Genomic DNA, 12,598 nt, shown 5'->3' with positions numbered 1-12,598 from the left:
AGACTGTTCCCCCGCGAAGGCGGGGGCCCAGACTGGACTCCCGCCTTCGCGGGAGAACAATCTTTCCACCCTAGGTCAGCACCAACCCGCGCCCGCCCCACAACCACCCCGGCGAAGGCCGGGGCCCAGTTGGGGGACGGTCGTCACGACGGACAGCGCTCCGTTACTCAGGCATTCCCAACTGGGCCCCGGCCTCCGCCGGGGTGGATGCCAGGTAACGAGCCCAGCACCTCATCAACCCAAGCCGGCACCAACACCCCCGCCGCGCCAATCCGCGTCTGCTCGAAAAACACGCTCCCCATCGAAGGATCGAGGTTCAGCTCCAGCGTCCGCGCCCCATGATACGCCGCGGTCTGCACGAACCCCGCCGCCGGATACACCGCGCCCGAAGTTCCGATCGAAACGAACAGATCGGCCTTCGCCAGCGCGGCCTCGATCCGCTCCATCTGGTACGGCATCTCGCCAAAGAACACGATGTCCGGCCGCAACGCCGCGGCCCCGCACGCGTCGCACACCGACCCCTCCGGCAATGCCCCCGACCAAGGCTCACGCGCCCCACAAACGGCACACAGCGCCGACAACAACTCACCATGCATATGCAGCATCCGCGTCGCCCCCACCCGCTCGTGCAGGTCATCGACATTCTGCGTAACGATCAGCAACTCGCCCTTCCAAGCCGCATCCAGCCGCGCCAGCGCGTGGTGCGCGGCGTTAGGCTCGACCGTCGCCAGAGCCGTGCGCCGCAGATCGTAGAACCGGTGCACCAGTTCCGGATCCGCCGCGAGCGCCTCGGGCGTGCAAACATCCTCGATCCTATAGCTTTTTGGAGCCAGATCGCTTTCGTAAACATCCCAATAGGTTACGCCGCCTTTAGAGCGAAATGTGGGGACGCCGGACTCGGCGGAAACGCCCGCGCCCGTCAGGATTACAATGTTCTGGATATCGCGCATGGCGACAGAATACGCGAGTGAGGGAATGTCGGAAAGTGGTGGAAAGCAGCCTTTCCGCTTTGGGGTGGGGCAATACCAAGTCTCGCCAACTCGGCGGCGGCAATAGCCAAGTATTGTCGTTAGCTCGCAATCAGGATAAGCTGAAAGTATAAAATGTTTAGGGGAGGAAGAAATGCGTAGAGTCCTGCTTGGTATGATCGTCTCAATCATCGCATCGGCGGCCGGAGTACAGGCTCAACAAGCGGGCGCGGGAGCGGGGCCGAACAACAGCGGTCCTGGAGACTTAAACCGTCAGCGGGTTTTCGAAGAGTTCCAAGTAGGCGTTGCCGACTCCAATCGATTGACGACGCGGCCTGTTCCGACGCTGCCGGGAGAAATTAGGCAGGGGCTGGACGTTCACGATTCAAAGGGATTGGTGATCGGCAAAGTCGAGTCCGTCGGTAAAAGCTTTGCGACGGTGTCGAGCGCGATCGGTAGCGTCGAGGTAGACTTCACCTCCTTTGCAAAAAACAAGAACGGGCTCTTGATCAATATGCCCAAGAGCAAGATCGACGTGCTGATGGCGCGAGGTCATCCGGTATCGTGAGGGGCCGATAGGCTCAGTCCCGGCCGTCGCCTCTTCACAGGGCCAAGTGTCCCCCGCCGCGCTGCGCCCCGCCGACGTCTGACTCGAAAAAGCGGACGGGCCGCAATCGCGTGATCCGATCGGACCGATGCGTCCGGTTTCTCCCGTCGGACGTTGAGCAGCATCGACCACGCCACCGTGGCCGTCCGCGACCCGTTCGCAGGTACCATGTCGGCGTCTAGGCCGGCAGAACTGAAGGATCCGATGCGATGTTGACGAAAAAGCTGATGCTGCTGAGTGGCGTGGTCGCGGTCCTTGGCGGCTGTGGTCAGACGACTTCGACGGACTCGAACACCTCGACCGCGAACATCGCCATGGGCAACACCAGCGCCGCGGCGAGCGCGACCCCGGCGGTTAACCGCGTCCGCGGCGTCATCACCGCGATCGGCACCGACGCGCTGACCGTCCAGACCTATGACGGCAAGTCGGCCACCGTGCCGCTCGACCCCAACACCAAGTTCGCCTGGGTGGTGAAGTCCGACCTGTCGACGCTCAAGGACGGCGACTTCATCGGCACCGCGACGACCGGTCCAGACAACGCGTTGCGCGCGGTCGAACTGGTCATCTTCCCCGAGGCGATGCGCGGCACAGGCGAGGGTCATTATCCCTGGGACGTCCCCGGCGCGGTCGCGGCTGCAGGCGGCGGCATGAGCGGCTCGAGCGCCATGACCAACGGCACCGTCGACGGGCAGAGCGCGATGACCAACGGCACCGTCGATGGCCAGAGCGCGATGACGAACGGCACGGTCGCGCAGCAGAGCGGCATGACCAACGGCACCGTTACCGGCAACGCAGGCAAGCCCGGCGAGACCAAGCTGAGCATCTCGTACAAGGGCGGCAAGGCCCAGGTCGTCGTTCCCGTCGGTACGCCGATCGTCCGGTTCGAGCCAGCCGAGCGCACCGTCCTCGCTAAGGGCCAGAAGCTGTTCGCGATCATCTCGCCGGGCTCCAAGGGCGCCAGGTCGGTCGCAGTGGGCAAGGACGGCCTGACGCCACCGATGTAAATCGCACTAAGACTCTGATATAACTAGGAAAGGTCGGGGTGGCGCGAAGGCCATCCCGGCCTTTTCTATTTGGTGGCATCGGATACGCCAGGGCCGTTGGTGTGACCTTATCGTAACCTTTGGCCGTTTGCGCCCCGATCACCGCACCGACCCCGTCTTCAAAAATCGCACGATCACCGCTAAGACGCCTGCAAACCTGTATCCGTAAAGGCGCTGCATGACCGTCATCACCGAAGCCGACCTGATCGAAAGCGTCGCCGACGCACTCCAGTTCATCAGCTACTACCATCCGATGGATTACATCCGCGCCTTGGGCGTCGCGTACGAGGCCGAGCAATCGCCCGCCGCCAAGGATGCGATCGCGCAGATCCTCACCAACAGCCGGATGTGCGCGGAGGGTCACCGCCCGATCTGCCAGGACACCGGCATCGTCACGATCTTCGTCAAATGGGGCCAGGACTGCCGCCTCGAGTCGACCCGCTCGCTCCAGGAAGTGATCGATGAGGGCGTGCGGAAAGCCTATCTCAACCCCGAGAACAAGCTGCGTGCGTCGATCCTCGCCGACCCCGCCTTCACCCGCCGCAACACCAAGGACAACACGCCGAGCGTGATGCATGTCGAGATGGTGCCGGGCAACACCGTCTCGATCGACGTCGCGGCGAAGGGCGGCGGCAGCGAGAACAAGTCGAAGTTCAAGATGATGAACCCGAGCGATTCGATCGTCGATTGGGTGCTCGAGATGATCCCGCAGATGGGCGCCGGCTGGTGCCCACCCGGCATGCTCGGCATTGGCATCGGTGGCACCGCCGAGAAGTCGATGATCCTCGCCAAGCAGTCGCTGATGGGGTCAATCGACATGGCGCAGCTGAAGGCGCGCGGCCCGAGGAACGATATCGAGGCGCTGCGGATAGAGATCTACGACAAGGTCAACGCGCTCGGCATCGGCGCGCAGGGGCTGGGCGGACTGTCCACCATCCTCGACGTGAAGATCTTCGACTGGCCGACGCACGCCGCGTCGAAGCCGGTGGCGATGATCCCGAACTGTGCTGCCACGCGCCACGCGCATTTCGTGCTCGACGGCTCAGGCCCGGTGTATCTGGAGGCGCCGAAGCTGGAGGAATGGCCCGACGTCAACTGGACGCCCGACAAGGCCGCGATCCGCGTCGATCTCGACACGCTGACGCCCGACGTCGTGCAGACGTGGAAGCATGGTGACCGCCTGCTGCTCAACGGCAAGATGCTGACCGGGCGTGACGCGGCGCACAAGCGGATCAAGGACATGCTCGATGCGGGTGAGCCGCTGCCGGTGGATTTCAAGGGTCGTGTGATCTATTACGTCGGCCCGGTCGATCCGGTCGGCGAGGAAGTCGTCGGACCTGCAGGGCCGACGACGGCGACGCGGATGGACAAGTTCACGCGGATGATGCTCGATCAGGGCCTGCTGGCAATGGTCGGCAAGGCCGAGCGTGGGGGCGATGCGACCAAGGCAATCGCGGAGGCCAAGTCGGCGTATCTGATGGCGGTCGGCGGCGCGGCCTATCTGGTCGCGCGCGCGATCAAGGGATCGAAGGTCGTCGGCTTCGCCGATCTCGGGATGGAAGCGATCTACGAGTTCGAGGTCAGCGACTTCCCGGTGACCGTCGCGGTCGATTCCGCGGGCGAGAACGTCCACCAGCTCGCGCCGTTGGTGTGGCGCGAGAAGATCGCGCGCGAAGGCTTGCTGACGCCGGCATGACGACGCGCGCAGTCAGAAGGGGGCGGGGGTCCGTCCGGTGGGTCGTGGCCTTCCTCCTTCTGCTTGCCGTCGCAGTCGTCCACGCGCCGCAGTTGCTAGCGTTTCCGTATGAGCAGCACGTCGGCACCGTCACCGTCTATGCCGAGCGTCCGATCGATCCGCGGATCGGCAGCGAACTGGCGCGCGCGGAAGGGTTGCTGCGCGCCAGTCCGATCTACACCGGCTCGCTCGATCGGTCGTTGTTCCTGACGAACGGTGGCTGGCGGTGGCGCCTTTTGGCGATCCAATCGCCGGGCGCCTTTGCATTCCGCCGGCCCTTCAGTGCGGCGATCGTTTTCAACCGCAGCGACGTCGCCGCCGACCGCGTGACGAACGGTCGTGTGATCGGCGGTACTCGGACGCTGTCCGGCGTGATCGCGCACGAGACGACGCACATCATGATCGCCAACCATCTTGGCGAAGTGCGCAGTGCTATGCTCCCGACCTGGCAGCAGGAGGGGTATGCGGATCATGTTGCGCGCGAGAGCAGCCTGACGGACGCGGAGGCCGCCCGCCTTCGCACGACCGATCCGGCCGCGCCGGCGCTGGTGTATTACGATGCCCGCCGACGGGTGGCGGCGGCGTTGGGCGCCAAGCGTGGATCGGTCGACGCGTTCTTCGCGGGCGGCTGAACGAAGTCGAGTTCGGAACGCACCCCGGCCAGTCCTGTTGGTAATACGTCCTTATCGGAGCACGCTCATCATGCCCAAGACCGCAATCGCCCTCGTCGCAGCCTTCGCCCTCGCAACCACGGCCTCGGCCCAGACCACCGCGCCACAATCGGCGTCGACGCAGGGTGGCTTGGGCAGCCTCGGGGGACTCGGCGGTCTGCTCGGTGGCGCGTTGCCGAACGTCGGATCGATCGGCGCGGGCAATGCTGCCGGATTGCTCGGCTATTGCCTGAAGAACAATCTGCTCGGGCAAGGCGGTGCACTTGGCGCCTTAACTGGCGGGCGGAATGCTGCGTCACGAGCGGCCAGCGCAAAGGCCCCGGCCACCGGCGCGCAGTCGATCCTCCAGCGTCTGACCGGACGTCAGGGCGTGCAGACGTCGCCGGGCTATGCCGCGGGACAGGAAGGCGAAGTGCAGGCGCCGAACGGCCAGGCGTTTTCACTCGACGATCTCGGCGGGCAGGTGAAGACGCGGATGTGCAGCATAGTCCTTAACCGGGCGAAGTCGTTCCTGTAGGGCGGCGGTCTTGGGCAGCCGACGCCTCTACGGAGCAAAGCGCAGCGTGTGTACCTGAACCAGCATGTTTCCCCGCGAAGGCGGGGATCCAGACTGGGCTCCCGCCTTCGCGGGAGAACAAAGACGTGAACTGCCCCTTCGATCTGTCACGGACGGCGGCGTGCCAAACGTCCCGGAATCTCTGGATAGTTTCGGCCATACAATGCCGCAAAACTTAACCGATCAAGTACGTAGTGCTGTGGAGTCTGGAACTGGCCTCACATTAGGCGGCGCGGGCCGGGCAATGAGTTTGCCCCAAGCACAGCATGCCACCACGCCCCGTAGTTCTCACAAACGAAAAGAGGCTGCCGGATCGTCTCACGACGAACCGACAGCCTCCTGACATGGTCAGCGGCCGGAGAGCTCCAGCCCGGAGGACCATGCGTACCGCCTATCCTATGGACCACGTGTTGACTGGGAGAGGATACTCCCCACGCGGACCGGCGGACTTAGCGGTGCGTCCCCCGAACGAACCGAACCGAACTCACTGCTGAACCATGAGACATCGGATCACCTCCTTTCGCTTGTTGAAACAACGCGGCCAAGCCTGACCGCAACGCCAATGTGTGCCGACCGCGCCTGCGATACAAGCCTTGTTTTACGGAAGTTTTCGGTCAATCCTGTGCGACTGCCGGTTCAACGAAATCAGCCGCGGCAATCCTCGGTGACGCGTTCGATCTCGGCCCAGGCGGGCACGACGAGCGGCGGCAGTCCGGCCTGCTGGACGACGAACCGCCCGCGACTGAACCCCATCGCCTCCAGCAACGAATCGTTCGGCATCAGTGAGGCCGCGACATAAGGCGGCGTGCCTCCGGTCGGCTGTACGGAGACGGCCCGCGTCACGCTCGACGTGCGGATCGTCAGCGGCGTCGGCGTGCTCCCCGCGCGCGACAGATAGACCTGGCGTGCAGCCGTGTCGCAGCGCACCGTCAGCGACGCATCGGCATTGGCAGGCCCGAACAACGCGATCGAACCGCGCGCATCGCGGCGATACACCCACGTCCCCGGCGAATACGGCCAGTCGCGCCAATCCGCAGCAATCGGTACCGGGCGCGGTGCCGGAGCAGCGGGCGGGGCCACGGTACGCGGCGGGGGCGGCGCTTCGGCCCGCGGTGGCGGCACGCAGCCCGCGATCGACGCGAGCGTCGCCAGACCGGCAAGCCGCGCTAGGACGAGAGGGTGGGCAAGCGATCGCAAGCCGACGAGGTGAGGGGACGGAGTGCGCATCGCATCGCTATGCGGCACGCCCGGCAGTCGCTCAAGTACGACGAAGCGCGCTAGCCGGGAACCGCCGCACGGTGATACCGGTTCAGCGACGGAAGAAATCAGGAGAACGTTCATGTCCGATACCGCCGCCCAGACGCCGACCCAGCTGCTCGTCCAGTCGAACATCTCCGGCACGATGAAGGTCGAGAGCCGCGACGGCGACAATGTCGGCTCGGTCCACGCGTTCATGGTCCACAAGGGCACCGGCCGCGTCACGCATGCCGTGCTCAGCCTCGGCGGCTTCCTCGGCATGGGCAAGAGCTTCTACCCGCTGCCGTTCTCGCTGCTCCAGTTCGACGCCGTCCGCGACCTCTACGTGGTCACGATCGACAAGCGCGTTCTGGAAGGCGGCCCCAGTTGGGCGAACAACGCACCGGTGTTCGACCAGGCCTATGCCGACCGTGTGGCAAGCTATTACGGGTCGAACAGCGAGGACCTCGTCGTCAGTTAAGCTCCACTTCGACCGGTGCGGGTAAGTTGCCCGCACCGGTGACGTCCGCGATCACCGCGACCGTGAGCCCCCCATCCGCATCTTCTGGCTCTTGCCGTAACGCGTTTTTCGCGTGCCCGGCTTGCCCTCGTTAGAGCGACCCATGACCGGCGCCTTCTGCTGGTCGACCGGCAGGCCGAGTTCCTCGTTCTCCAGTTGGCGGATCTCGTCGCGCAATCGCCCGGCCGTTTCGAACTCCAAATCCGACGCCGCCTTGCGCATCTGCTTTTCGAGGTCCTCGATGTACGCGCGCAGGTTGTGGCCGACCATGTGCGGACGGTCCTCGTCGATCGGGATCGTCACCTGATCCTGGCTCGCGACGTGCGCGATGATGTCGCCGATGTTGCGGCGGATCGTCGTCGGGGTGATGCCGTGCTCGGTATTGTACGCGACCTGCTTCTCGCGGCGGCGCGACGTTTCGTTCATCGCGCGCTCCATCGATCCGGTGACGCGGTCGGCATACAGGATCACGCGGCCGTCGACGTTGCGCGCCGCGCGACCGATCGTCTGGATCAGCGACGTTTCGGAGCGCAGGAAGCCCTCCTTGTCCGCATCGAGGATCGCGACCAGCCCGCATTCGGGGATGTCCAATCCCTCACGCAACAGGTTGATGCCGATCAGGACGTCGTAGACGCCCAGACGGAGATCTCTGATAAGTTCGATGCGTTCCAGCGTTTCGACGTCGCTGTGCATGTAGCGGACTTTTATGCCCGCTTCGTGCATGTATTCGGTCAGATCTTCGGCCATCCGCTTGGTCAGGGTGGTGACTAGGGTGCGGTAGCCAAGCGCGGTCGTTTTGCCGACCTCGACGATCAGGTCCTGCACCTGTTCCTCGACCGGCTTGATCTCGACGGGGGGATCGATCAGCCCGGTCGGGCGGATGACCTGTTCGGCGAACACGCCGCCGGTCTGCTCCATCTCCCAGCTGCCCGGGGTTGCCGAGACATAGGTCGTCGGCGGGCGCATCGCGTCCCATTCGTTTAAGCGCAGCGGGCGGTTGTCGATCGCGCTCGGCAGGCGGAAGCCATACTCCGCGAGCGTCAGTTTGCGACGGTGATCGCCGCGCGACATGCCGTTGATCTGGCCGATCGTGACGTGGCTCTCGTCGACGAACAGCAGCGCGTTGTCGGGGAGATATTCGAACAGCGTGGGTGGTGGCTCGCCGGGCATGCGACCGGTCAAGAAGCGGCTGTAATTCTCGATCCCCGCACAGGAGCCGGTCGCGGCGATCATCTCAAGATCGAAGTTGGTGCGCTGCTCGAGCCGCTGCGCCTCCAGCAGCTTGCCCTCCAGCACCAGCTCCTTCAGCCGCTCGGCCAGCTCGTGCTTGATCGCCTCGCCCGCCTGCTTGAGCGTCGGGCCGGGCGTCACGTAGTGCGAGTTCGCGTACACGCGCACCGAGTTCAGCGACGCGACCTTCTTGCCGGTCAGCGGATCGAACTCGATGATCTCCTCGATATCGTCGCCGAAGAACGAGATGCGCCACGCGCTGTCCTCGTAATGCGACGGGAAAATCTCGAGCGTATCGCCCTTCACGCGGAAATTGCCGCGCTGGAACGCCGCGTCGTTGCGCTTGTACTGGAGCGCGACGAGCTTTCGCACGATCTCGCGCTGGTCGACCGTCGTGCCCTTCTTGAGGTCGAAGATCATCGCCGAATAGGTCTCGACTGAGCCGATGCCGTACAGGCACGACACCGACGCGACGATGATCACGTCGTCGCGTTCGAGCAGCGCGCGGGTCGCGGAATGCCGCATCCGATCGATCGACTCGTTGGTCGACGATTCCTTCTCGATGTACGTATCCGATCGCGCGACATACGCCTCGGGCTGGTAATAATCGTAATAGCTGACGAAATATTCGACCGCGTTGTCGGGGAAGAACGATTTCATCTCGCCGTATAGCTGTGCGGCCAGGATCTTGTTTGGCGCGAGGATCAGCGCGGGGCGCTGGACGCGGTTGATGACGCTGGCCATCGTGAAGGTCTTGCCCGAGCCGGTGACGCCGAGCAGCACCTGATCCTTCTCGCCGTCGCCGATCGCGGAGACGAGTTCGGCGATCGCGGTCGGCTGGTCGCCCGCGGGTTCGTATTCGCTGACGAGGTTGAACCGCTTGCCGCCCTCGATCTTGTCGGGACGCGCGGTCGGGCGGTGCGGGACGAAGCTTTCGCCGGTTTCGGGCTCGGCGAGACTGGTGCGGATCTGAATGGCCATCGAGGGGGAATATGGGGAACATACGGTGAGTCGGCAACGGCCACGGGACCTGTTTGGCCGATGCCAAGTTTAGCTGTTGTTGACCCGTCCGGCTCGCGCCCATAATGCGACCGTTTCGCAAGCCATCGATCCGCCAGCGCCAGCGCGCAGGCCAAGGAATAGACGCATGACCGCCCCGACCGTCGAAGCAACCCGCGCGCCCGCGCTGATCCCCGAGACCCCCGCGTTCCTCAACGCCAAGGTGCTGTGGGTGCGTCACTGGAACGAACATCTGTTCAGCTTCGCGATCGAGCGGCCCTCGACGTTCCGCTTCCGCTCGGGCGAGTTCGTGATGATCGGTCTTCCGCAGGAAGGCGGCAAGCCGATCATGCGCGCCTATTCGATCGCATCGCCGCATTATTCGGAGGAGCTCGAGTTCCTGTCGATCAAGGTGGAGGACGGCCCGCTGACCTCGAAGCTCCAGCTGATCCAGCCCGGCGACGAGGTGTATCTCGGCAAGAAGCCGACCGGTACTTTGGTGCTCGACGCGCTGCTGCCGGGGAAGCGGTTGTTCATGTTCTCGACCGGCACCGGCCTCGCGCCGTTCCTCAGCCTGATGCGCGATCCCGACGTCTATGCTGCGTATGAACAGGTGATCGTCGTGCACAGCGTGCGCCGCGTGAGCGATCTCGCCTATCACGACGAGATGGTTGGGCTGCTGGCGGAGGACCCGCTGATCGCCGACGAGGCGCAGACTCAGTTCCACTACATCCCGACCGTGACGCGCGAGCCGTTCCGCACCACGCGGCGGATCGGCGCGCTGATCGAGGATGCGTCGTTGTTCGGCCATCCGGTGCGCGGCGATCAGAAGCTGAACCCCGAGACCGACCGCGCGATGCTGTGTGGTTCGACCGAGATGATCAAGGAATTCGCTGTGATGCTCGAGGCGCAGGGCTTCGAGGAAGGCGCGAATTCGAAGCCGGGTACGTTCGTGATCGAGCGCGCCTTCGTCGGCTGATGGCGTTAAGCTTTGGTTCTTTCGCGAACGCGGGGGCCCAGGGATTACTGCACCGTCGAATGCCGGGAGGGTTCGGGCCTGGACCCCCGCCTTCGCGAGGGAGCAGCTAGTTGCGTCCCCCGCGCAACCCGTCGATATCGCTCCTCAATCATAAGAGGAGAGACCCATGATCGGTTACGCGACGCTCGGCACCAACGACATCGACTCGGCGCTGGCATTCTACGACGCGCTGTTCGCGACGGTCGGCGGCAAGCGCCTCATGCAGATGCCCGACGCCCGCCAGTTGACCTTCTACGGCGCGGGCCCCGACAAGCCGATGCTCGTGATCGGCAAGCCCTATGACGGCGCTGCCGCGACTGCGGGCAACGGCACGATGGTCGCGCTGGCAGCGGATTCGCGCGAGCAGGTTGATCAGGTCTACGCCAAGGCGATCGAACTCGGCGGCGCGGACGAAGGCGCTGCCGGCACGCGTGGACCCGAGGAAATGGGCTTCTACGGCGCGTATTTCCGCGATCCCGACGGCAACAAGCTTTGCGTGTTCAAGATGGGGTAAAGCGCGGGCTGTGTTCGGCGCCTATCGCGTCCGAGCGGGTACACCTCCCCGGCGAAGGCCGGGGCCCAGTTGGGGAACGTCGCTAACTTAACGCGGTCTTCCGTTACTGCGACCTTTCCAACTGGGCCCCGGCCTTCGCCGGGGTGGTCGGATGTGTGGCCGGCGTTACCCTTCATCCTCCTTGTTCTCCCGCGAAGGCGGGAGCCCAGTCTGGGTTCCCGCCTTCGCGGGGAAACAAGCTTACTAGCTTGAAGAGGATACCCGACGAACAGCTTCGGGGTGACGGAGAATTTAGCGGAGCGCGCGAACCTGTGGCGTATCGAGGCATTTAAGCAAAGCCTCCCGCGGCATCGGCGTAACCGCTGCCGGCTTCACATACCCAGCAACCTCCACCGGCCGCCCGATCGCCACGGGCTCGAACCCAGTCTGCCCCGTACACCGCATCGCCGCCGCCAGCAGCTTCGGTGGCGTGTCATACCCCTCGAACGACAGTCGGAACGTCCCCCAGTGGATTGGGATCGCGTGCGCCGCGCCGAGCCGGCGATATACTTCGACCGCATCGACCGGCCCGATATGGCTGCCCGATTCCATCTGCCCATCGACGAATCGGAACGCACCGATCGGGATCAGCGCCAGCCGGACCGGCCCGAGCGCCGCCGCTTCGACCGGCCATTGGCCGTCGCCCATGCCGGTATCGCCCGCAAAGAACACGTTCCCGCCCGGCAGCGTCACGACGAAGCTCGACCACAAGGCGCGGTTGCGATCGGTGAACCAGCGGCTGCCCCAATGGTGGTTGCGCGTGACGACGACAGCGACGCCGGGCTTGATGGTCACCCGCTGCCCCCAGTCGAGCGCGGTCGCCTGCGCGCCGGTCTGGCCGATCACGCTGTCATTGCCCAAACTCGTGACGATCCGCGGCCGATCGCGCTGCCAGAGCCGCTTCAGCGTCGCCTTGTCGAGATGGTCGTAGTGATTGTGGCTGACCAGCACGAGGTCGATCCTGGGCAGCGCATCGAACGCGATCCCCGGCTCGGCGACACGACGCGGCCCCGTGCCCAGCGGCCCGGCCTTCTCCGCCCAGACCGGATCGGTGAGGATGTTGAGCCCCTGCGTCTGGATCAACACGCTGGCATGGCCGACCCACGTCACGACCATCCGCTCGCCCTCGACCTGGGCCGGCGGTGCGACGCGGTTCACCGCGACCGACGTGGGCCACGCAGGCCGGCCATCGCTGCCCGTGAAATACTTCCAGAAGAAGCTCGCACGGCCACCGCCGCTACCCTTGGGCTGGATCTGCTTGGTATCTGCGTCGCCGTCGGGATTGAAGAACCGCGCACCGTCGAAATGGCTCGACGCCGACCCGCGATAATAGATCCGGTCGAGGAATTGCGGCACGATCGTCACGATCAGCGCACCGATCACGACCAGCAACAGGATCGCACCGCCGACGATCTTCAATAGTCTCGTCACGGCGTTCCTGTCTGCATGGGATTGGATGTCG

12 protein-coding genes are annotated in these 12,598 nt (G+C 64.7%); 8 read left to right on the top strand and 4 right to left on the bottom strand.

The window, feature by feature from the left end:
• Positions 1-167: 167 nt before the first annotated feature.
• Positions 168-950 carry an NAD-dependent deacylase gene (locus tag ASE69_RS18650; RefSeq protein ID WP_056489834.1) on the bottom strand — a complete coding sequence of 261 codons (783 nt, stop codon included), beginning with the start codon at positions 948-950 and terminating at the stop codon, positions 168-170.
• A 172-nt stretch (positions 951-1,122) separates the two neighbouring features.
• On the opposite strand from ASE69_RS18650, the gene ASE69_RS22260 reads away from it, so the two are divergent.
• The 5 genes from ASE69_RS22260 (at position 1,123) to ASE69_RS18630 (ending at position 5,541) form a co-directional block, all read left to right on the top strand.
• On the top strand, positions 1,123-1,536 hold the full coding sequence (locus tag ASE69_RS22260; RefSeq protein WP_156362405.1) for a hypothetical protein: 414 nt from the start codon (positions 1,123-1,125) through the stop codon (positions 1,534-1,536).
• 248 nt (positions 1,537-1,784) lie between these two features.
• Positions 1,785-2,579 (top strand): hypothetical protein, encoded by a 795-nt coding sequence (locus tag ASE69_RS18645; protein ID WP_056489831.1) that lies wholly within the window; start codon positions 1,785-1,787, stop codon positions 2,577-2,579.
• 217 nt (positions 2,580-2,796) lie between these two features.
• Positions 2,797-4,314: a fumarate hydratase gene (locus ASE69_RS18640; protein WP_056489828.1), complete on the top strand. Its 1,518-nt coding sequence runs from the start codon at positions 2,797-2,799 to the stop codon at positions 4,312-4,314.
• A gap of 44 nt (positions 4,315-4,358) precedes the next feature.
• On the top strand, positions 4,359-4,985 hold the full coding sequence (locus ASE69_RS18635; RefSeq protein ID WP_235518975.1) for a hypothetical protein: 627 nt from the start codon (positions 4,359-4,361) through the stop codon (positions 4,983-4,985).
• A 70-nt stretch (positions 4,986-5,055) separates the two neighbouring features.
• Complete coding sequence (locus ASE69_RS18630) at positions 5,056-5,541, top strand: DUF2501 domain-containing protein (RefSeq protein WP_056489821.1); 486 nt, start codon at positions 5,056-5,058, stop codon at positions 5,539-5,541.
• Positions 5,542-6,225: 684 nt separating this feature from the next.
• Here ASE69_RS18630 and ASE69_RS18625 read toward each other — a convergent pair.
• The gene (locus tag ASE69_RS18625) at positions 6,226-6,807 is read right to left on the bottom strand and encodes a hypothetical protein (protein WP_235518973.1); all 582 of its coding nucleotides are present in this window, start codon (positions 6,805-6,807) and stop codon (positions 6,226-6,228) included.
• Positions 6,808-6,919: 112 nt separating this feature from the next.
• Here ASE69_RS18625 and ASE69_RS18620 point away from each other — a divergent pair, with 112 nt between their 5' ends.
• The gene (locus ASE69_RS18620) at positions 6,920-7,297 is read left to right on the top strand and encodes a PRC-barrel domain-containing protein (protein WP_056489819.1); all 378 of its coding nucleotides are present in this window, start codon (positions 6,920-6,922) and stop codon (positions 7,295-7,297) included.
• A gap of 51 nt (positions 7,298-7,348) precedes the next feature.
• On the opposite strand, the gene uvrB is transcribed toward ASE69_RS18620, so the two are convergent.
• A complete protein-coding gene (gene uvrB / locus ASE69_RS18615) occupies positions 7,349-9,547 on the bottom strand; it encodes an excinuclease ABC subunit UvrB (RefSeq protein WP_056489816.1) in 2,199 nt (732 codons plus the stop codon).
• Positions 9,548-9,713: 166 nt separating this feature from the next.
• On the opposite strand from uvrB, the gene ASE69_RS18610 reads away from it, so the two are divergent.
• Together ASE69_RS18610 and ASE69_RS18605 are read left to right on the top strand one after the other, a co-directional pair.
• Positions 9,714-10,544: a ferredoxin--NADP reductase gene (locus ASE69_RS18610; protein ID WP_056489813.1), complete on the top strand. Its 831-nt coding sequence runs from the start codon at positions 9,714-9,716 to the stop codon at positions 10,542-10,544.
• 166 nt (positions 10,545-10,710) lie between these two features.
• The gene (locus tag ASE69_RS18605; protein ID WP_056489810.1) at positions 10,711-11,097 is read left to right on the top strand and encodes a VOC family protein; all 387 of its coding nucleotides are present in this window, start codon (positions 10,711-10,713) and stop codon (positions 11,095-11,097) included.
• Positions 11,098-11,388: 291 nt separating this feature from the next.
• On the opposite strand, the gene ASE69_RS18600 is transcribed toward ASE69_RS18605, so the two are convergent.
• Entirely contained in the window at positions 11,389-12,567 is a 1,179-nt protein-coding gene (locus ASE69_RS18600) for an MBL fold metallo-hydrolase (RefSeq protein ID WP_056489807.1), read from the bottom strand.
• Between the last annotated feature and the right edge of the window lie 31 nt (positions 12,568-12,598).

Source organism: Sphingomonas sp. Leaf208, from assembly GCF_001421415.1.
In the GTDB taxonomy this organism is placed as follows: Bacteria; Pseudomonadota; Alphaproteobacteria; order Sphingomonadales; family Sphingomonadaceae; genus Sphingomonas.
The sequence above is the reverse complement of the archived record's forward strand: the minus strand, read 5'-3'. Positions and strand labels throughout refer to the sequence as shown.

Bases quoted from the DNA above. Each gene is read 5' to 3' on its own strand.
- ASE69_RS18650 (WP_056489834.1), bottom strand. From the start codon at position 950: ATGCGCGATATCCAGAACATTGTAATCCTGACGGGCGCGGGCGTTTCC.
- ASE69_RS22260 (WP_156362405.1), top strand. From the start codon at position 1,123: ATGCGTAGAGTCCTGCTTGGTATGATCGTCTCAATCATCGCATCGGCG.
- ASE69_RS18645 (WP_056489831.1), top strand. From the start codon at position 1,785: ATGTTGACGAAAAAGCTGATGCTGCTGAGTGGCGTGGTCGCGGTCCTT.
- ASE69_RS18640 (WP_056489828.1), top strand. From the start codon at position 2,797: ATGACCGTCATCACCGAAGCCGACCTGATCGAAAGCGTCGCCGACGCA.
- ASE69_RS18630 (WP_056489821.1), top strand. From the start codon at position 5,056: ATGCCCAAGACCGCAATCGCCCTCGTCGCAGCCTTCGCCCTCGCAACC.
- ASE69_RS18625 (WP_235518973.1), bottom strand. From the start codon at position 6,807: ATGCGCACTCCGTCCCCTCACCTCGTCGGCTTGCGATCGCTTGCCCAC.
- ASE69_RS18620 (WP_056489819.1), top strand. From the start codon at position 6,920: ATGTCCGATACCGCCGCCCAGACGCCGACCCAGCTGCTCGTCCAGTCG.
- uvrB (WP_056489816.1), bottom strand. From the start codon at position 9,547: ATGGCCATTCAGATCCGCACCAGTCTCGCCGAGCCCGAAACCGGCGAA.
- ASE69_RS18610 (WP_056489813.1), top strand. From the start codon at position 9,714: ATGACCGCCCCGACCGTCGAAGCAACCCGCGCGCCCGCGCTGATCCCC.
- ASE69_RS18605 (WP_056489810.1), top strand. From the start codon at position 10,711: ATGATCGGTTACGCGACGCTCGGCACCAACGACATCGACTCGGCGCTG.